Source organism: Lutibacter holmesii (assembly GCF_042679665.1).
GTDB lineage: Bacteria > Bacteroidota > Bacteroidia > Flavobacteriales > Flavobacteriaceae > Lutibacter > Lutibacter holmesii.
This window is the reverse complement of the sequence record NZ_JBHTMV010000003.1, coordinates 1,136,950-1,157,769: the sequence shown is the minus strand read 5'-3', so window position 1 is coordinate 1,157,769 and position 20,820 is coordinate 1,136,950. Positions and strand designations below refer to the sequence as shown.

Below are 20,820 nucleotides of genomic sequence, written 5' to 3'. Positions count from 1 at the left end.
GTTATAAAATATAGCACTAATTACTAAAACGTTTTCTTTATATAATCACTTGAAAATCAACCACATAAAAACACTTAAAAAATACTTACACTTCAATTCAACCTAAAAACATTTAATAAAATTTGTTTTTATTAAATATTTACATATGTCGTTTTTTTTTATTAATTTTAAAGTTTTACCCTTATTAAAACCATCTATTTTATTATTAATTCATTTTTACACCTTTTAAACAAGAAATACCTAAAACAATCCATCCAACTATTAATAACAGCCCTCCAAAAGGTGTAATAAACCAAATTTGTTTGGCCTCTACCCCAAATGCAATTGCATAAATAGATCCTGAAAAACAAGCAATTCCAAACAAAATAATAGTAGAAATTATTTTTTTACTTTTATTTGAAACAATGGCAAGCGAATTCACCACCAATAGCATTAACACATGATACATTTGGTAACGCACCGCGGTTTCAAAACTTTTTAATGCTGTTTCTGAAAGTATTTTCTCCAAAGAATGTGCACCAAAAGCACCTAACACAATCGTAATTGCCCCTAAAAACGCAATAACACTCAAAATTTTATTCATTTTATCTCTATTTTAAGGTTTAAAGATAAAATATAAGCCACAAACACATTTATTTATTTCGTATATTTAATAAATTTAAAGTCATATGGAAAATCACTCAAATACTTTAGTCACAGTTTTAACTGCTAGTTTAATTCACCAAATTCATATTGCAAAAACACTTTTAGCCAGTAGAGGAATTGAAAGTTATGTGTTTGATGAAAATATTACAACTACTATTGGTACCGCTTATGTTGATGGTTATAAACTAGAAGTAGATAAATCTGATTTAGAACGTGCTCAAGAAATTTTAGCAGAAATTGAAGAAGATAATAGCTAAACCTATTAAAGGTTTAAGCTATGTAGCTTACATTTTTTCTAATCCTTGTTACATTAAATAGCACAACTATGCGAACCATTTTAGTTATTGGAGCAGGAAAGTCTTCATCATCTTTAATTCGTTATTTATTAAATAAATCTGAAGAAGAAAATCTTCAGGTTATAGTTGCTGATGCTGTTTTGCAAGTTGCTAAAAGCAAAATTCAAAAACACAAAAACGGTTATGCAATAAAACTTGACGTTTCAAACAAAGCTGAACGTCAAAAAGCCATACAACAAGCTACTATTGTTATTTCTATGTTGCCAGCACGTATGCATTTAATAATAGCAAAAGATTGCCTTGTTTTCAATAAAAACTTAGTTACTGCTTCTTATATTTCAAATGAAATGAAAGCATTAAATACCGAAGCTATTGAAAAGAAACTTGTTTTTATGAATGAAGTTGGATTAGATCCAGGAATAGATCATATGAGCGCAATGAAGGTTATTGACACAATTAGAAAGAAAGGTGGTAAAATGCTCTTATTTGAATCTTTTACAGGCGGATTGGTAGCTCCTACTAGCGATAACAATCTATGGAATTATAAATTCACTTGGAACCCAAGAAATGTAGTTTTGGCTGGCCAAGGTGGCGCTTCCAAATTTTTACAAGAAGGAAAATACAAATACATTCCCTACCACAAACTATTTAGAAGAACCGAAATTTTAACAATTGATGGTTATGGCAAATTTGAAGCTTACGCCAACCGAGACTCTTTAAAATACAGAAACGCATATGGCTTAAAAGATATTTTAACCTTATATCGCGGCACCATTCGTAGAGTTGGCTTCTCTAGAGCATGGAATATTTTTGTGCAATTAGGAATGACCGATGACAGTTATACTATTGAAGACTCAGAAAATATGAGCTATCGTGATTTTACCAATTCATTTTTAGCCTATAGTCCAAATGATTCTGTAGAATTAAAATTAAGACACTACCTAAAAATTGATCAAGATGATATTATTTGGGATAAACTGTTAGAACTCGACATTTTTAATGCAACTAAAAAAGTTGAATTGAAAAATGCCACACCTGCTCAAATTTTAGAAAAAATATTAAAAGAAAGTTGGACATTGAAAGAAGATGAAAAAGATATGATTGTAATGCAGCATCTTTTTGGATACGAGCTTAATGGAGAACAAAAACAAATTGAAAGTAGTATGGTTTGTATTGGAGACAACCAAATTTATACAGCTATGGCAAAAACCGTTGGCTTACCCGTTGCTATTGCCACTCTTAAAATATTGAATGGTGAAATTAAAACGTCTGGAGTTCAAATTCCAATATCAAAAGAAATTTACAATCCTATTTTAGAGGAACTTAAAGAAAACGGTATTGTTTTTATTGAAAAAGAAGTACCTTATTTAGGATATAATCCCGAATCAATCATAGGATAATTACATTTTTAAATAATAATCTTTCACTAAATTTATATAATCTTGCGTGTATTTATGACGTTCAATTTCAATTACTAATTCATCTGTTTCAATTGCTGTTTTCTGAAATGACAATTGTAATAAACTTCTTTTTATAGGAGTTATAGCTGTACCTTTTACTCTTGTTATTCTATTTGCAAACAACTTATTTTGATTGGCTATTTTTAGAAATTCTTGTTCTTCTGAAAAAGGAATTACAAATGCACAACTTCCCATTTCAGCCAATAATTTTGAAGTAGCTTCTAACAACTCCACATACGTTAAACTCTCGGTATGTCTTGCCATTGCTCTTTCTTCTGAAAGTTCTTTATAGGTTGAAGTATAAAACGGTGGATTGGCAATAATTAAATCGTATTCATCATCAATTTCATCACTAAATTCTTGTAAAGATGCGTGGTAACAAAACAAACGATCTCCCCAATTACTATGTTCAAAATTTTCAACGGCTTGCTCATAAGCATCATCATTCAACTCAATAGCATCAATTACTTCGGCATTACTTTTTTGCGCCAACATTAAAGCTATTAAACCTGTTCCTGTTCCAATATCTAACACACTAAAATACTCTGATTTCAGTTGTACCCAAGCTCCTAACAAAACACCATCTGTACCAACTTTCATTGCCGTTTTATCTTGGTTTATTGCAAACTCTTTAAATTTGAATGGTTTAGTAGCCATACTATTCTATATTTTTTAATAACACTTTTATGTTTCTGCAAAAGTAAGCATCCTTAACTTATAAAAGCTTTTACAAACTGTCATTTTTAAAATAACTACCAATAAAATCCACTCATAAAAGAAATCTAAAGCACTAATTTTTATATATTTGATTATCATAAACCACTATTTATCAAAACTTCTATGGAATTCCCAGACAAATCAACTGAAAAAAAGATTGATCAATCAATTTACGCTACTCTTAGAATTGCATTTATTGCCTTTCTGTTTTTTATGAGTTTTTTATTTTTAAAACCTTTTATAACTCCAATAGTTTGGGGTACAATAATTGCTGTTGCAGTTTATCCATTGTTTAAAAAACTAGCTAAAAAACTAGGTAATAGAGAAAAATTAGCAGCAGTTATTTTCGTTTTTTTTGGATTAAGTTTGATTATAGCTCCTGCTTTTATGTTTACTTCTTCAACTGTAGAAAGTTCTGAAACTATTTCAAAACAAATTCATGAAGGGAATATTTCATTACCAATTCCAAATGTAGAAATAAAAGACTTACCTATAATTGGAAAAAAAATATACAATATTTGGACAATAGCCTATGAAAGTTTGAGTGACTTAGTTGTAAAATTTGCTCCATTATTTAAAAGTGCTGCAACATTTTTAATTTCTATTGCAGGAAGTATTATTGGAACTGTTTTTCTATTTATAATTTCACTAATTATTTCTGCAGCTTTACTTGTTAACGCTAAAGCAGCAGAAAAAACGTCAAGAGCTTTATTTATTACTTTAGCAGGAAAAACAGATGGTGAACATTTTTCTAAACTTGCAAGTGCCACTATTAGAAGCGTTGTGCAAGGAATTTTAGGCACAGCCGTTATACAAGTAATTGCATTAAGTATTGGTTTATTTTTAATTGATTTTCCTGCTGCAGGTATTGTTGCAATAATTCTACTTTTTTGTGCCATTGCACAGCTACCATTGTTATTAATTTCATTACCTATAATTTTTTATGTATTTAGTTATGCTGGCACAACTGCAGCCGTAATTTTTACAATATGGACTATTATTTGGAGTATGGCTGACAATTTTTTGAAACCCATGCTAATGGGACGAGGTGTTGATGTTCCAATGTTGGTAATTTTATTAGGTGCAATTGGAGGAATGATGTTTGCCGGAATTATTGGTTTATTTATTGGTGCTGTTTTCTTAGCTTTTGCATACAAAGTTTTTCAAGCTTTGATAAGCATTGAATCCAACTAAACAAATTATACTATTAAAAATAAAGGCTGTTTATACAAAAATGTATACAGCCTTTTCTTATACAATTTAATTGAAACCTTAAAATTAACAAGGCAATGAAAAATGAAATATTGTACCTTTATTTATAGTACTTTCTACACTAATTTCGCCTTTATTTTTCTCTACAAACTCTTTACATAAAGCCAACCCAATTCCTGTTCCTTTTTCATCATTAGTTCCTAAAGTTGTGAAATTAGAATCAATTTTAAACATCTTTTTCAAATTACTTTTTTCAATACCCATTCCTTCATCTTTAATTGAAATTGTACAAATATCATTTTCACAATTACTATAAATATCTATTTTACCATTTTTAAACGAAAATTTTATTGCATTTGACAGCAAATTTCTAATTATAGTATTCAACATATTTGCATCACATTTAACAAATTGCGTAGCTGAAATCCTGTTTATTACTTCAATATTTTTCTCATTTAATTTCCCTTTAAAAAGATCTATATTTTCATCAAAGTTATCTTTTATACAAATTTTTTCTTCTTTAATAGCCAAAGAATTACTTTGAGAACGTGCCCAACTTAATAAATCATCTAATAGTTTTGATGTTCTTAATGAAGAGTCTCTAATTGCAAATCCTAATTTTTCCAACTCTAATTCACCCATACTCCCTTTTTTCATATCAATAATTTGGGCAATATTGGCAAGCTGAATCATTGGAGATTTTAAATCATGACCAATTATTCTAAAAAGTTTATTTTTGGTTGTATTTAATTCGTAAAGCTCTTGGTTATCCTTTTCAATTACAATTAACAATAAAAAAACAGGAAAAGTAAAGGTTACAATAATATACATGTAACCTGTTATTACTTGCATAACAGCATTGTTGTAAATCTCAAATTCAACTTGAAACCAAACACTATAAACTCCTCTACACAAATGAATTAACCCAAAAATTAAAGCCAACCAACCTACAATATGTTGAGTATTTGTGTGACTTTTAGAAAAAACTAAACGAGTAAACATAAAAGTATACAACCCAAAAAACAAGCAGGAAGATATAATAACTCTAACAATAATATTTGATGCCAAAAAGAAATACAATACCGAAAATAAACTACAAATAAGCATCCATATTACTATTTTCTCCTTACTTCTTTGTGTAAATACATATGTAAATCCAAACACTTCAAATGTGAGCCCAAAATATTGAAATATGTTACCAATACCCATTACTTGAGACGTTAAATTATTTTGATAATAAATAAAAAGAACCCAAGAAATTGTTTGTAGTATTTTACCTACAGCAAAAAACATTAAAGCAGTTCGCTTATTTTTATGAGAGTATATAAAAAACAAAAATATTATTGAAAATACTCCATTACCTATTGCAAGAAGATTAATTATTGTACCTATATCCATTAGCCATTTTTTTACACAATCCTAAACTTCAAAAACAACTTTAATAGCTGATTTGCTAAATCAAGAGTTTACACACCCTTTGTTTTAAGGAAAATTTATAATAAATGAATTTAAATTATTTGCTTTAAAAAAATAATGACAATTATCAAGAAAATACTTTTTCAGTAAAATAATTAATGTTTACACTGTTTTGTGAAGTTAAAAAATGAAAGGATACTGGTGCATAAGAACCTCATTTTTAACAATAAAAACAGTACTCTTTTCAAGTAGTTTTTGCTCTTGTTTTAAAAAATTAAAGATTTGCTCTTCAGTATCAATAATTTCAACCACATGCGGGTGACGAAAATTTAAGGTTTCACTAATTCCCCAATGAACTTTACCTTTATTAAAATATCCTTTTGTTACATTAAAACTTAAAACCTGCTCTAAATTTAATGCTTTTGCTCTTTTGATTATCTCGGTTGAAAAATCAGAAGACGTCATTTTTTTCCAGAAGGAAGTATCGTTTGCCTTTTGGCCATATTCAAAATAAATTCTTATGGTAGTTAATTGCTTCATTCTGATTTTCTTTTATTTTTAACTTCAAATAAAGCCAGTCCTTTTTCTTTTAAATAACTACTGTTTTTGGGGCTTCCAATTATTTGTGATGAATATACGCCTGAATGTCCAGAAAATAAATAAGCAGCACTACAAGCAATTGCTATAAACACTCCTGATTCTATTCCAAACAATTCAATTCCCATTATTGTACACGCAATTGGCGTGTTAGTTGCACCTGCAAAAACCGCTACAAAGCCCATTCCGGCAAGCAAACCCATTGGTAATGGAATAAACCAAATTAACACATTACCCAACGTAGCTCCTATAAAAAACAACGGTGTTACTTCACCGCCTTTAAATCCTGCACCTAAAGTAAAAGACGTAAACAATACTTTTAATAAAAAATCATACGAATTTAAATTATTATGAAACGCATCAACAATGGTTGGAATACCCAGTCCAATATATTTAGTGTTTCCAATTGCAAAAATTGCAATTGCTAAAACTACACCTCCTATAACTGGACGCAATGGTGGGTACTTAATATGCTTGGAAAACAAATTACCCCAAAAATGAGTTGATTTTGAAAAAAGCATAGCAGCCAAACCAAAAATAATTCCAGCTAATAATGCCCATAATAAATTCACAGGATTCATTTCTGCAACCGTTGAAATTGAATAATGCGTATGAGAAACATTCCATATTTCACAAAAATAATTTGCTAAAACTGCTCCCATAAAACTGGGAACAATAGCCTCTAATCTAATTCGTCCTAATACCAATACTTCCAACGCAAATATTCCACCTGCCAATGGTGTTCCAAAAACTGCAGCAAAACCAGCACTAATACCAATAATAATTACAATTTGCCGATCGCTCTTTGATAATTTGAACAGTTTGGTAAATTGATCTGCTACAGCTCCACCAATTTGCACTGCTGTTCCTTCTCTTCCTGCTGAACCACCAAAAAAATGAGTTACAATGGTTCCAAATAACACCAAGGGAGCCATTTTAAAAGGTATTATTTTTTTTGGAGAATGAAACTCTTCTAACAATAAATTATTTCCTTTCACCACACTATCACCATACAAATGATAGGACAAACCAATTATAAACCCTCCAATTGGTAACAATGCAATAATCCATAAATGAGATTCTCTCCAATTTGTGGCCCAATTTAAACTCAGTAAAAAAAATGCTGAAATACTTCCAACAATTGCACCTATTAACGTACAAATAAACAACCATTTTACAAGGTATATTAATGATGGAATTTGTTCTATTGAACTTAAAATGCGTTTAATTTTAGTACTACTCATTAATTCCTGGTCTTATCATTTTAAAAGTTGAAGTGACTTACATAAAAAAGCAAAGTTACGTGTTGCCTTTCAAACAGTTGTTCAAATTTAAAACAAATAATAAATTGACCATATTATAATTCATAATTATTGTAAAACACACAGGTATAAAACAAAAAAGAGCTGGTGTATACCAGCTCTTTTTTTTAAATATAAGTATTTTATTTCTAGTTCCAAAAAACAGCATACAACGCAACTAAAATTAACATAATTGCAAATGAACCAATATTAAATAATGGACTTGTTTTAAATAATTCTTTAGAAATATCAATTGCTTTTTCATCATCTTTTCCTTTATGCTGAAAATAACTAACCAACCCAATAACTACCATAGTTAAAATAGTTGTGTATGCCATTTGATCCATAAAAGGAATATTTACAAATATAGCGCTAGAAGACCAACCATTTGGCGCAATTTTAAAATACATTGCTACAGGAATAGAAGCTAAAGCCCCAATAATAGCTGCTTTGTTTGTTGTTTTCTTCCAAAACAACCCTAACATAAATACCGCTAATATACCCGGACTTACAACTCCTGTATACTCTTGTATATATTGAAAAGCTTGATCTAAGCCACCTAATAAAGGAGCTACAACACTTGCAATTATTAATGCTACCAAAGCTGAAATTCTACCAATATTTACCGTTTGTTTATCACTTGCATTTTTATTGATATATTGTTTATAAATATCCATTGTAAAAATGGTTGAAGTTGAATTTAACATGGAAGCTAAAGACGAAACAATAGCTGCCGCCAAAGCAGCAAATGCCACACCTTTCATCCCAGTAGGTAAAAACTGTAATAACCAAGGATAAGCTTTATCCGCTTGCTCTAATGTTGGTATATTATTTACGCCTGCAGATCCTAAACGCGCCATAATCTCAGGGTCATTTACCATTACATAAGCCGCAATTCCAGGAATTACAACAATTATTGGAATAATTAATTTTAAACCAGCAGCTAATAAAATACCTTTTTGAGATTCTTTTAAAGATTTTGCTGCTAAAGTTCGTTGAATTATATATTGATTAAAACCCCAATAATATAAATTTGCTACCCACATACCACCAATTAAAACACCTATTCCAGGTAATTTATCATAATACGTATTTGTTTCATCAAATATCATAACAAAACGTTCTGGGGCAACTTCGTAAATAGTTTTCATTCCGGCTACAATTCCTTCACCATTAGATACAGTATCTAATGCCAAATAAGTTGTTACCAACCCTCCAAGTACTAAAAACACTACTTGTATTACATCGGTCCAAGCAACTGCAGAAAGTCCGCCATATAACGAATAAGCTGCAGCAAATAATGCCAACCCAAAAACACCATAAATCATTGGAACTCCCATTATAGTTTCTAATGCCAATGAACCCAAATACAGTACTGATGTTAAGTTTACAAACACATATAAAAAGATCCAAAAAACAGCTAAAATTGTTTTTAAATTTGTTGAAAAACGTTTTTCAACAAATTCTGGAATGGTATACAAACCTTTTTCAATAAAAATAGGTAAGAAATACTTTCCTACAATAATTAAAGTAAGAGCAGCCATCCACTCATAAGAAGCTATTGCCAAACCAAGCGCAAAACCAGAACCTGACATTCCTATAAATTGTTCTGCTGATATATTTGCAGCAATTAAACTAGCTCCTATTGCCCACCAAGGCAAACTTTTACTTGCTAAAAAATAATCTTCAGCATTTTTTTCATGTCCTTTTTTATCTCTGGAAACCCATAATCCTACACCTAAAATAAGTATGGCATAGGCAACGAAAATGAGGTAATCCCAAAATCCAAAATCTGTTGTCATAATTTACTAATGTTTGTGTTTGTTTGTTTACTCTTCAAATATATTTATAATTAGAAAAAATAAATGATACTATTTAGTCGTATTTATAAATTATTATTCTAATAAAGTATTATTTAACCATCAATATATTTTCATACTAACAAAAAAAGGTTCACCAAACTGGTAAACCTTCTTTTTAATTAATAATAGTTTTATTCTAATTCAAAAGGATAAATTACTTTCCAATCATTTTTCATATCAATAACTGTCCAACCATCACTCATAGCTTGATCTAATCCTTTGTCTAAACGACCAATATGTGATTCTCTATCATAAGCCCACTCACGAACCTCATCTGTATGGTGCACATACAACATAAAGCTCTTATAACTGTTTGAAGCTGCATATTGCATCATTTGTAAATCACCATCAGAATTCCCTGAAGAGAATACTGGTTTTTTACCAATAATTTTTTGAATATTTAAAGGCTTTCCTTCTTTATCATCGTTAAAATCTAATCCAGGCGTACGTTTAATTACAGCTTTACCATCCTTATATTCATATGCTGTAGTAATACGAGAACCTATAATTTGTTCTGCTGGAATACCATAAATTTCAGTAACAATAGCTCTCATAAAATCTACACCTCCACCAGAAACAACGTACGTTTTAAAATCATTTGCTCTTAAATACTGCAACAGTTCTAACATTGGTTGGTACACTAACTCATCAAACCCTACATTTTTAGTTGGATGTTTAGCTGTTTTAATCCATTCTTTAACGTTAGCATCAAACTCTTCAATAGTATTTCCAGAGTGCGTTGCCATTACCAATTTAACTAAACCATGTTCTCCTTGTTTTGCTAAAGAAGCCATATCATTTTCTAATACTGATTTAAATGGTTCTTGAGTTTTCCACTCAGGATGGTCAACTGCCATTTCTTTTACTCTATCAATAGCAAAAAATAGTTGAAAATATGCTGGCTGTTCACTCCATAAATTCCCATCATTATCAAATGTTGCTATTCTTTCTGAAACAGGAATAAAATTTGCGCTTTCAGAATTAGTAACATCTTCAACATACGCAATAATGTTCTGCTTGCTTTTTACTTCATTCCAAGAAGGAAGAGGGTCTGATTTCTGTTCTGTAGCATTTTCAGAACTTCCTATTTGAGAGTTTTGGTTTTTACAAGCAACTGTTACAAAAAACACAGTTGCTAAAAAAAGGACTACATATTTCTTCATTGTTTTAGTTTTTTTTTAATTACTTTATAAAAGTAAACAAAAAAAGCTTCTCAAAAATGAGAAGCTTTTCTTTAATAAAAATTAGATTATTTACTTACAGGTGCTGTTAAAGCATCCATAGTGTCTCCTAAGTTAAAGCTCGCAGCTTTCATACGTGGAGGGTATTCTTTAAATGTACCTATAAATTGCGCAACATATTCTGAAGCTGGTAGTAATAGAAACACATGGTCTAAATACCAATCCCAATAAGTATTAGAAGTTGTTGAAGCAAATTCATAAGGGTCTCTACGTAAATTATACAACCAAGGAATTCTTGTAGTAACCATTGGTGCAGACCAAACATCTAATGTACCAACAGATGGTTGATGCATAAATGTTACTTTCCAATCATTATAACGTAAGGCCATTAATTCTCCATCATCAGAGAAATAAAATAATTCTTTACGTGGTCCTTTTTCTTCTTTTCCAGTTAAATAAGGTAAAAAGTTATACCCATCTAAATGTACTTTGTAAGATCTACCTCCTGCAGTAACACCTTTTAATAAATTTTCTTTAATATCTGTATTTCCTGCTGCCGCTAAGAAAGTAGGAAACCAGTCCATTCCGGACATAATTTCATTTGAAATTGATCCTGCTTCAATATGCCCTGGCCAACGAACCATTGAAGGAGTTCTCCAACCACCTTCCCAGTTTGTATTTTTCTCACCTCTAAAAGGATTTACACCTGCATCTGGCCAAGTATTTTTATGAGGACCATTATCAGTTCCATATTGTACAATTGTATTGTCTGCAACACCTAATTCATCTAGTAAATCTAATAATTTACCAACGTGCATATCGTGCTCTAACATTCCATCAGCATATTCATTTTGACCTGAAGTACCTCTTAATTCATCTTTAACATGTGTTCTAAAGTGCATACGCGTTCCATTCCACCAAACAAAGAAAGGTTTTCCTGCTTTTACAGATTTTCTAATAAAAGCAATAGCCGCATCAGATGTTTCATCATCTACAGTTTCCATTCTTTTTTTAGTTAAAGGTCCTGTATCTTCTACTTTACCATCAGCATATGAATGTATTACACCACGAGGTCCAAATCTTTTTCTAAAATTTGGGAATTCTTCAGGATCTGGATAATCAGGTAATTCTGGTTCTTCTTCAGCATTTAAATGATATAAGTTTCCAAAAAATTCATCAAATCCGTGATTAGTAGGTAACATATGATCTAGATCTCCTAAGTGATTTTTACCAAACTGACCTGTTGCGTACCCTAAAGGTTTTAACATTTCAGCAATTGTAGGGTCTTTTTCACTAATTCCATCTTTTGCCCCAGGCATTCCTACTTTACTTAAACCAGTTCTTAATACACTTTGTCCTAAAATAAATGAAGAACGACCCGCAGTACAACTTTGCTCAGAATAATAATCTGTAAAAATCATACCTTCTTTTGCGACTCTGTCAATGTTTGGAGTTCTATAACCTACTAACCCCATAGTATAGGCGCTAATATTTGATTGTCCAATGTCATCACCCCAAATTACAAGGATGTTTGGTTTTTTTGTTTGAGCAAAGGTATCTGTTACATTAGATAACAAAAATACACTTAACAAAAACAAAAGTTGAAAGAAATTTGTTTTGCTTTTTTTCATAATTATTAGTATTTATTTGAATATTTAAAGTTTTTAATTTATTCAGCAAAACAAATATAAATATAATATTTGTTTTACTAGTACTGTATTTATTAATCTAATGTTAATCATTTTAATTAAAAGACAGTAACATATTGAACAAAAGAATAATTTTAATCATAAAAAAGAGTTCTTTAACTATTAAGAACTCTTTTATATTTAATCACAAACCTTTTTAGTTTTGAGGTTTTACATTTAATGACTGAACAACTTTATCTACACCTAAAGAACCTCCACGAACAGGTGGGAATTCTTTAAAGGTTTCTAAGAATTTAGCTACATAAGCTTGAGCCGGAACAAATGTCCACATATTATCAGCAAACCATCTTATATACAATGCAGAATCCATTGATACTTCAAAAGGATCTGCTCTTAAATTTATTAGTATTGGCCAAGACGGTGTTTTTCTATAAGCCGTATTTATTGCTCCATCCATAATTGAAAAGTGTAATTTCCAATCTTTATAACGTAAAGCGTTTAGGTTTCCACCAGCATCAAAATAAAAGATTTCATTTCTAGGTGATTCTTCAACATCTCCTTTTAAATAAGGCATCATATTGTAACCATCTAAATGTACTTTAAATGTTTTTCCATTTGCTTTAAAACCGGTTAATAATTTTTCTTTTACATCAGGAACTCCTGCTGCGGCTAATAAAGTTGGCATCATGTCTTCATGAGAAAAAATACCATTTTCTTTTGTACCTGGCTTAATTACACCTGGCCAACGAATAGCACATGGAGCTCTAAATCCACCTTCCCAAGTAGTTCCTTTTTCTCCTTTAAATGGTGTAGTACCTCCATCAGGCCAAGTAAATTTTTCTGCACCATTATCTGTAGAATACATAATAATTGTATTATCAATAATACCTAATTCTTCAAGTTTAGCTAATACAACACCAATTGATTTATCATGCTCTACCATTCCATCAGGGTATAATCCAATACCTGTTACACCTCTGCTTTCTTCTTTTAAATGTGTCCAAACATGCATACGAGTAGCACTTAACCACACAAAAAATGGCTGACCATTTGCATGTGCTTTTTCAATAAATGAAATTGCTGCACTTGTAAATTCATCATCTGCAGTTTCCATTCTTTTTCTTGTTAAAGGTCCTGTATCTTCAACCTTACCATCAGCATAAGAATGAATTACACCTCTTGGCCCAAACTTTTTGTGAAATTCTGGATCCTTTGGATAGTAATAGGTTTCTGGTTCTTCTTCAGCATTTAAATGGTACAAATTACCAAAAAACTCATCAAACCCGTGGTTAGTTGGTAAATGCTCATCTCTATCTCCTAAATGATTTTTTCCAAATTGACCAGAAGTATAACCTTGTGTTTTTAAAAGTTCAGCTATTGTAGGTTGATTGTCTTGAATTCCTTGTTTTGCACCTGGCATTCCAATAGTTAATAAACCTGTTCTAAAAGGATGCTGTCCTAAAATAAAAGCAGCACGACCTGCTGTACAAGATTGTTGTGAGTACCAATCAGTAAACATTGCACCTTCATTTGCAATTCTATCAATATTAGGTGTTTTATACCCCATCATTCCGTGGTTATAAGCACTAATATTATCCCATCCTACATCATCACCCCAAATAACAAGAATGTTTGGTTTTTCTGTTTGTGCAAATGCATCTCCTACATTAGAAAGTAGAAATACACCCATCAACATAAAAATTTTAAAGAAATTTGTTTCGTTTTTTTTCATAATAGCTGGTATTTATTTTAAACTTAATTAACTATATTTTAATAACTTATAGTTATAATTTTGGAATAAGTTAACGTTTTTCTAGCGTTTTGCAAAATCCATTTTTAAAAATGGTTTCTTCAAATTTAATCTAGTTCTATAAACTCGCAACTAATTATTCATAACTCTTGCAAATAGTACTATAAATTAATTTTATTATTCTAATTTTTCCTTAGGGATTAATCCAATCCTGTAAAACGCTAACTTTTTCATTTTTACCCAAGCGTAAAAACTTTTTTCTAGCAATAACCCAAGGAGTTGTTTTTAGCTTCAACTTTACAGATTTATTACTATCAGAAGCATTCATTAATTCCGTCATAGCTTCACTCAATTCCTCTGCTCCATATTTTGAAACAAAAAACTGAATTGTTGGTTCTTTTAGTTGTAATTTATCTATCCATTGATAGAGTGCATTTAAAATTTCTACGGAATCTTCCTTCTTCAAAGCATTTATAAATAATTTAAAAAAGTAAGCTTCGCTAACTTTGTATACTTCCTTTCTTAATTTCAACTTCTTATAAATACTTTTTACAATTCTAAATAATACATAAAGTAAAATTATAAATCCTACTAAAAGTAGTGCAAATTGTTTTTTTGACAATCCAAAAATAGTTGCTGATTCCTCCTCTTCAATTCCATTAGAATCAATTTTCACTGATACGTTTAAAGAGTCTTTCATAGTAGTTAACATTCCTAAATCTGGGTTTGGCAAAACTTCTATGGTACGGGCCTTTAAGGTACGTTTATAAACTTTTTTAGCATAAGGGTTCCACCAACTCAGTACCATTTCAGGTATTTCAACTGTTCCTTCTTTTTCAAATAAATACCTAATACCATCGGTTCTATTTGCACTAATCGCTGTTTTTGACTTGTTGCTATTTATTACTGACCTTGTAGGGTATAAACTTACAGCTGGAATACTATCCCAATTTATTGGTGGAATTAATTCAGAGACAGTTCCTGAAACATTTCTAGTAATTTTACGCTCTAAAACATCACCAACTTTCACTTCTTTTTTATTACTTGACCAAATATCTGAAACCGATACATTTGAGGTTACAAGCCATTCATTCTTATTAAATCCAGGTGGAACTGGCTTTACTTTAATTACTCTCGAAGGTGTTTTAACTGTTCTTTTTACGCCTTTAAACCCGCCATCATCAGGTGTGTTTACGGTAAATTCTAAGGCCGGAAATTCAATATCTTTTTCACTATATGGAAAAACATTGAAATACAAAATTACGCCCGCATATGTTTTTCCATTAATTTGTTTTGAAGTACTTAACGATCTAAAATAAATAGTAAAAGCATCGTTCACTTTAATATTTCCTGGGTTAATTCCTTCAGTAAACCAGGTAGAAGTAAATATAGAAACACTAACCTCAACAGGTTCACCAACATACACGCTACTTTTGTTAATAGCTACATTTCCTATTAAATGTCGCTGTGCATTTATAGAGAAACTAACTATAAAGCATATGAAAACAAATAAATATTTAAATTTAGAACTTACCATTTTTCTAAAGTGTTTTGTGGTTTTATTTGTTCTTTTTTTACTTGATACTTGAATTTTCGTTTTAAAAACAATGCCGGATCGTCATCTACTTTTCTCATTAATATTTTTTGAGAATTGTTTTGTTTTCCACTTTCAAAATCATCAGGAACTTCTTCTAGTTCTTTTCCTTTTCGTATATCAGTATTTACGGTTTCTTCTAACCGCTCTTTTTCCATATCTTTTTTAGTTGCTTCTTGTCCGCCACCACTTAAATCTTCCGGGCTTTTATTTTGTTCATTTTGAGCTGTTGGTTTTTCTTTTTTCGCTTCTTCAGCATCTTCTACAGAAGCTTCATTTTCACCAGAAATAATTTGTTGTGTTAAGTTTTGATTCTTTTTTGCCTGTTCATTCTCAGGATCCATCTCTACTGCTTTTCCAAAAGCTAATTCTGCCGCCGCATAATCTCCGTTTTTATAATAACTCAAACCTAAATTATAAGCACCCATTGCTGTGGTATCTTTTTGAAATGATGAAATTGCTTCTTCGTAATTCCCAGATTTAAAATACGCAACACCTTTTCTAAGCGGGTCAACATAGGTTTCTGCCGCACGAGCATAGTCACCATTATCAGCCATTTTTTGAGCTTGGTAATCTTTTGAAAACCATAAATCTTTAAATGATGAATTATTTGAAGAACAAGATGAAAAACTCACTAAAATCAATAACGAAAAAACTACCCAACCTTTTCTAAACCACATTAACACAAAAAACACCAACGGAATAACTAACCAATAACCTTCATCTTGCCATTCATCTTTTATAGCATCGTTTTCTTCATTAAATTCTAAATTACTACTAATAATTTTAGCTAATAATTCCATATCACTATTATCAAGTGTCAATAGATTTACGTGAATATTTTCAATAGAATTTAACTTATTTAACACTTCTGAATTTAAAGCTGAATGCACAACTTTTCCGTTCGTATCTTTTAAATTTCTTTTACTTCTTGCTGCAGGAATAGTTGAACCCGCTTTTGTATTCATTGGAATAATTTCAACAATTGTTTTTCCTTTTAAAACAAACTTTTGAAGTGTTTCAAACGTTTCATTGGTTAAATCATCTGTTATCAATAATAATTTAGCGGTTGCTGTTGTAATACTTGTTAACGAATCTGTTAATTGTAAAGCGGCGTCAAGATTGGTTCCTGCATACGGCATCATTGCTGGTGAAAGTCCATCTAAATGCGATTTAATTATTTTATAATCGCGCGTTAATGGTACAATTGTATGTGCAGAGCCAGAAAACCCAATAAGTGCAATTCGTGCTTTCGGATTTTCAGCTAATAAATCTTTAATTTTAAATTTTGCACGTTCTAACCTGTTAGGCTGAATATCTGTTGCCATCATACTTTGCGATAAATCTAGCGCAATAACCAATGGTGTTTCTAACTTTTTATCTGGCACTTCAGAAGTTTTCCAAGTTGGGCCAGCAACGCCTAAAGTTCCTATTGAAAGTACAATAACCAAAACTATTTGCATCCATTTTTTTAAATTTTCGCTTCCTTTTTTAATTACATAAGGTTGCAAGTGAGGTGCAATTACTTTTTTCCATTTTACATCTTCTTTTGAACTAATTAATGTTAGAATCAAAATAATAGCTAATGGCAAAAACAACCACAAAAATTGAGGTCTCAAAAAATGGAACTGCTCCCAATTTATATGTAAGTAATCATCAATCATTGTTATTTTTATTTTTGAATTGATGAAATACTTTATATATGCTTAAAATCAATGATTGAAAAATTGCTAAAAACAAAGCCACAGCTAACGGATAATAAAACAGCAATGTTTTTGGCTTAAACTCTTCTTCTTCGTATTCAATTGGTTCTAATCTGTTTAGCTCATCATAAATTTCATTCAATCGTTCTGTATCAATAGCTCTAAAATACTGTGCATTGGTCATTTCAGATATTTCAACCAACGTTTTTTCATCTAAATCTGAACTTCCACTATTAGGGTCACCAATTCCTATGGTATACACCATAATTGAATCTTTTTTTGCCATATCAGCAGCATCTAAGGGAAGAATTTCTGTTCCGGCATCAATACCATCTGTTAATAACAACATTACTTTTGTTTTAATGGTATCTTGATCAAACATCTCAATTCCTTTCACAATTGCTTTTCCAATGTTTGTCATTTGGCCTGCCATTCCAACATCAGCTTCTTCTAACATGGCATCAACAGTTACTAAATCTGGAGTAAAAGGAGCTTGAATGTAAGCACTTGAACCAAAAAATATCAAGCCCATTCTATCTCCTTCTCTTTTTGAAATAAATTCGTGCATTACACTTTTAACACCATCCCAACGACGAACTTTTTGCCCATTATCAACCCAATCTTTTTGAGCCATACTAAATGAAATATCCGCAACAACTAAAAAGTTTCTAGAAGTTTTTACTTTCATTTCAGGGTCTGCAACTAATTGAGGTGAAGAAAGTGCCCCCAAAAGACAAATCCAAATCAATGTTAAAATTGTAAATGAAAAGAAATTTCTTCGCTTTATCATTGCTGAACTTCGGGGTTTCTCACCTGTATACTCTTGAACCTTTCCAAAATTAGGCATAGACAATGAAGCACTTTTTAATCGTAAAGGAGGTAATAACCAATAGATTAAAAAAGGCAAAGGTAATAACCAAAACACCCAAATATGCGCTATTTCAAAATTTTCAGGCATGTGTTTTTATCCAGTTTTTGCTTGTTTTACAAATTTCTTTTAAGGTGCTTTTATTTACCTTTTTATTTTTATATATCGCATCAAAAAAATCAACTTCATACTTTAAAAATTCGCCCTTTTTGCTTTTTGAATCTAAAAAAACGAGCCATTCATTTCCAAATAAATTAGCAACATTTTCTCTTCCAAAAGTGGTAATTGCAACTTGTTTTAAAACAATATTTAAATTATTAATTTCATTTTGAGCTGTTGAACTTTCAATAGCTTCAATTTTTTTTATTGCTACTCTTCTATAGGTGTTTTTTTTATATAATTTAAATTGTTTATATAAGGTAAACACTAATACTATTAACAATAACACAGCTAAAACTTTCCAACCAATTGTTTCAAATGTAAAAGGTAATGGATCAGGTTCTAAAATAGTACCCACTGGTTCAGAAGAACTTACATCTTGCTGAAAAGAAAAAGAGCTAAGTATTAGAAATTTTAAATATGTAAGAACTCCTATTTTCATCTTTTGGTTCCTTTTAAAACTTCTTTTAATTGCACATCTACATCACTAACGGTATCAACTAAAATTAATGGGATTCTTTGTTTTTTCATTTGAGCTTCAAAACGCTCAAAATCTTCATCAAATCCCTTTTCAAATTTTTCATTTATTGATTTATTTTTTCCATCAACCACAACTTGCTTTTGATCATCACCAGCAACTAATTTTACTTTTGGAATAGTACGCTCTATAGGATCAAACACTTTAAATAAAACTACATCATTATGAAGAGCTGTGTAGGTAATATTTTTAATAACTTCAGGTGAATACCTTTGAAAATCACTAATAATTATAACCAAAAAATCATGTGTTACAATATTTCTAACTTTTAAAAATACCTCTTTAATAGCCTTTTCAAAATTGGTTACTTTAGTGTTTTGTAAATTTCTATTTCTTAATACAATTCGTTCTAAAAAACGAAGAATATTTTTACGATCTCTTTTTGGAAAAACAATGTCCAAACCATCATCTGCAAAAACAGCACCTCCTACTCTATCTCCTTCTTTTTGAATTCTAAACGCCGCTAATGCTGCCAATTCAGCAGCCACAACAGATTTTGTTCTTCTTTGAGAACCAAAAAACATAGATTTAGACTGATCTACAACAATTAAAGCCGGCTTTTCTTTTTCTTCACTAAATACTTTTGAATGCGTTTTTTGTGTACGCGCAGTCACTTTCCAATCTATATTTCTAATATCATCTCCTGCCACATAATTGCGTACCTCTTCAAAATCTAAACCTCTACCTCTTAATTTTGAGGCATGTTTACCGCCTAAAATACTACGTACTTTTTGCTTTTTTGCCAAAAAACTAAACCCCGAAGCAATATGTTCCATCTTCAATAAATTTTGAAGTGAAATAAATACATCTTGTGGATATTTAGTGTTGTTGTTCATTTATTTTGCGTTAGCCTGCAACCGCAACTTGTTTTAAAATAGCATCAATTACATTATTTGCTGAAATTCCTTCAGCATTAGCTTCGTAACTTAAAATTAAACGGTGACGTAAACAATCGTGTATTACCGCTCTAATATTATCAGGTGTAACCGTTTGTTTTCCTTCCATCCAAGCGTGTACCCTACTGGCTCTATCTAGTGCAATGGTTCCTCTAGGGCTAGCTCCAAAATCAATCCAACTATCTAATTCTTCACTATATTTTTCTGGGTAACGTGTTGCTGAAATTAAATCTACAATATACCGCTCCATATTTTCAGAAATTGTGATTTTTGAAATTTCATCTCTCGCTTCAAAAATTACTTGAGGAGACAGTTTTTCATCTGCTTCTTCTTTTTTTGATTTTTTTTGCTCATTTCTATTCAATCGCATAATAGCTAACTCTGAAGCATCATCAGGATAATCAATAGTTACATGCATTAAAAAACGGTCCATTTGTGCTTCAGGCAAAGGATAAGTTCCTTCTTGCTCAACCGGATTCTGAGTTGCCATAACCATAAATAATGGTTCCATTTTATAAGTTTTTCCGGCAACGGAAACTTGGCGTTCTTCCATAGCTTCTAACAAAGCACTTTGAACTTTTGCCGGTGAACGATTAATTTCATCAGCTAAAATTAAATTGCTAAAAATTGGACCTTTTTGAAATATAAATTTATCTTCTAATTCTGGTTGATAAATTTCTGTTCCTGTAACATCAGACGGCAACAAATCTGGCGTAAACTGAATACGGCTTAACCCACAATTTAGTTCTTTTGCCAATGATTTTATAGCTCGTGTTTTTGCTAAACCTGGTAAACCTTCAAGCAAAACGTTTCCATTAGCTAATAAAACTAATATCAATTGATCTATTAACTTTTCTTGCCCAATAATAGATTTAGACATGCTCTTTTTTAATACTTGTATACTTTCAAACGCAGTCATATTCAGAATTTATAATTTAGATTGAATAAAAATAAAATGCTTCTTTCAAAAATAGGG

General features: G+C 30.8%; 18 protein-coding genes. 3 read left to right on the top strand and 15 right to left on the bottom strand.

Features of this window, described 5'->3' with window-relative positions:
- Window positions 1-205 precede the first annotated feature (205 nt).
- Window positions 206-583 (bottom strand): DUF423 domain-containing protein, encoded by a 378-nt coding sequence (locus ACFQ5N_RS07925; RefSeq protein ID WP_386808949.1) that lies wholly within the window; start codon window positions 581-583, stop codon window positions 206-208.
- Window positions 584-668: 85 nt separating this feature from the next.
- On the opposite strand from ACFQ5N_RS07925, the gene ACFQ5N_RS07920 reads away from it, so the two are divergent.
- Together ACFQ5N_RS07920 and ACFQ5N_RS07915 are read left to right on the top strand one after the other, a co-directional pair.
- Window positions 669-902: a putative signal transducing protein gene (locus ACFQ5N_RS07920; protein ID WP_386808948.1), complete on the top strand. Its 234-nt coding sequence runs from the start codon at window positions 669-671 to the stop codon at window positions 900-902.
- A 68-nt stretch (window positions 903-970) separates the two neighbouring features.
- Window positions 971-2,341: a saccharopine dehydrogenase family protein gene (locus ACFQ5N_RS07915; RefSeq protein ID WP_386808947.1), complete on the top strand. Its 1,371-nt coding sequence runs from the start codon at window positions 971-973 to the stop codon at window positions 2,339-2,341.
- On the opposite strand, the gene ACFQ5N_RS07910 is transcribed toward ACFQ5N_RS07915, so the two are convergent.
- The gene (locus tag ACFQ5N_RS07910; RefSeq protein WP_386808946.1) at window positions 2,342-3,058 is read right to left on the bottom strand and encodes a tRNA1(Val) (adenine(37)-N6)-methyltransferase; all 717 of its coding nucleotides are present in this window, start codon (window positions 3,056-3,058) and stop codon (window positions 2,342-2,344) included. It abuts the gene before it with no gap.
- A 183-nt stretch (window positions 3,059-3,241) separates the two neighbouring features.
- Between ACFQ5N_RS07910 and ACFQ5N_RS07905 the strand changes: the two genes are divergently transcribed.
- Window positions 3,242-4,312 (top strand): AI-2E family transporter, encoded by a 1,071-nt coding sequence (locus ACFQ5N_RS07905; RefSeq protein ID WP_386808945.1) that lies wholly within the window; start codon window positions 3,242-3,244, stop codon window positions 4,310-4,312.
- Between the two features lie 84 nt (window positions 4,313-4,396).
- Here the strand turns inward: ACFQ5N_RS07905 and ACFQ5N_RS07900 are convergent, their stop codons facing one another.
- The 13 genes from ACFQ5N_RS07900 to ACFQ5N_RS07840 form a co-directional block, all read right to left on the bottom strand.
- Window positions 4,397-5,728 carry a sensor histidine kinase gene (locus ACFQ5N_RS07900; RefSeq protein WP_386808944.1) on the bottom strand — a complete coding sequence of 444 codons (1,332 nt, stop codon included), beginning with the start codon at window positions 5,726-5,728 and terminating at the stop codon, window positions 4,397-4,399.
- A gap of 198 nt (window positions 5,729-5,926) precedes the next feature.
- On the bottom strand, window positions 5,927-6,286 hold the full coding sequence (locus tag ACFQ5N_RS07895) for a DUF190 domain-containing protein (RefSeq protein ID WP_386808943.1): 360 nt from the start codon (window positions 6,284-6,286) through the stop codon (window positions 5,927-5,929).
- Entirely contained in the window at window positions 6,283-7,587 is a 1,305-nt protein-coding gene (locus ACFQ5N_RS07890; protein ID WP_386808942.1) for a voltage-gated chloride channel family protein, read from the bottom strand. The genes ACFQ5N_RS07895 and ACFQ5N_RS07890 overlap by 4 nt, the downstream gene beginning before the upstream one ends.
- 206 nt (window positions 7,588-7,793) lie before the next feature.
- On the bottom strand, window positions 7,794-9,446 hold the full coding sequence (locus tag ACFQ5N_RS07885; protein WP_386808941.1) for a sodium/sugar symporter: 1,653 nt from the start codon (window positions 9,444-9,446) through the stop codon (window positions 7,794-7,796).
- A gap of 191 nt (window positions 9,447-9,637) precedes the next feature.
- Window positions 9,638-10,669, bottom strand: a complete 1,032-nt coding sequence (locus ACFQ5N_RS07880) for an HAD family hydrolase (RefSeq protein WP_386808940.1) — start codon at window positions 10,667-10,669, stop codon at window positions 9,638-9,640.
- 86 nt (window positions 10,670-10,755) lie between these two features.
- Window positions 10,756-12,318, bottom strand: coding sequence for an arylsulfatase (locus ACFQ5N_RS07875; RefSeq protein WP_386808939.1), 1,563 nt, complete (start codon window positions 12,316-12,318; stop codon window positions 10,756-10,758).
- Window positions 12,319-12,532: 214 nt separating this feature from the next.
- The gene (locus tag ACFQ5N_RS07870; RefSeq protein WP_386808938.1) at window positions 12,533-14,068 is read right to left on the bottom strand and encodes an arylsulfatase; all 1,536 of its coding nucleotides are present in this window, start codon (window positions 14,066-14,068) and stop codon (window positions 12,533-12,535) included.
- Between the two features lie 211 nt (window positions 14,069-14,279).
- Window positions 14,280-15,623 (bottom strand): BatD family protein, encoded by a 1,344-nt coding sequence (locus ACFQ5N_RS07865; protein WP_386808937.1) that lies wholly within the window; start codon window positions 15,621-15,623, stop codon window positions 14,280-14,282.
- Complete coding sequence (locus tag ACFQ5N_RS07860; RefSeq protein WP_386808936.1) at window positions 15,617-17,344, bottom strand: VWA domain-containing protein; 1,728 nt, start codon at window positions 17,342-17,344, stop codon at window positions 15,617-15,619. Before ACFQ5N_RS07860 ends, ACFQ5N_RS07865 begins: the two co-directional genes overlap by 7 nt.
- Window positions 17,337-18,341, bottom strand: coding sequence for a VWA domain-containing protein (locus ACFQ5N_RS07855; RefSeq protein WP_386808935.1), 1,005 nt, complete (start codon window positions 18,339-18,341; stop codon window positions 17,337-17,339). Before ACFQ5N_RS07855 ends, ACFQ5N_RS07860 begins: the two co-directional genes overlap by 8 nt.
- Window positions 18,334-18,852, bottom strand: coding sequence for a DUF4381 domain-containing protein (locus tag ACFQ5N_RS07850; protein WP_386808934.1), 519 nt, complete (start codon window positions 18,850-18,852; stop codon window positions 18,334-18,336). Before ACFQ5N_RS07850 ends, ACFQ5N_RS07855 begins: the two co-directional genes overlap by 8 nt.
- Complete coding sequence (locus ACFQ5N_RS07845) at window positions 18,849-19,784, bottom strand: DUF58 domain-containing protein (protein ID WP_386808933.1); 936 nt, start codon at window positions 19,782-19,784, stop codon at window positions 18,849-18,851. Before ACFQ5N_RS07845 ends, ACFQ5N_RS07850 begins: the two co-directional genes overlap by 4 nt.
- A 10-nt stretch (window positions 19,785-19,794) precedes the next feature.
- Window positions 19,795-20,763, bottom strand: coding sequence for an AAA family ATPase (locus ACFQ5N_RS07840; RefSeq protein ID WP_386808932.1), 969 nt, complete (start codon window positions 20,761-20,763; stop codon window positions 19,795-19,797).
- Window positions 20,764-20,820 lie beyond the last annotated feature (57 nt).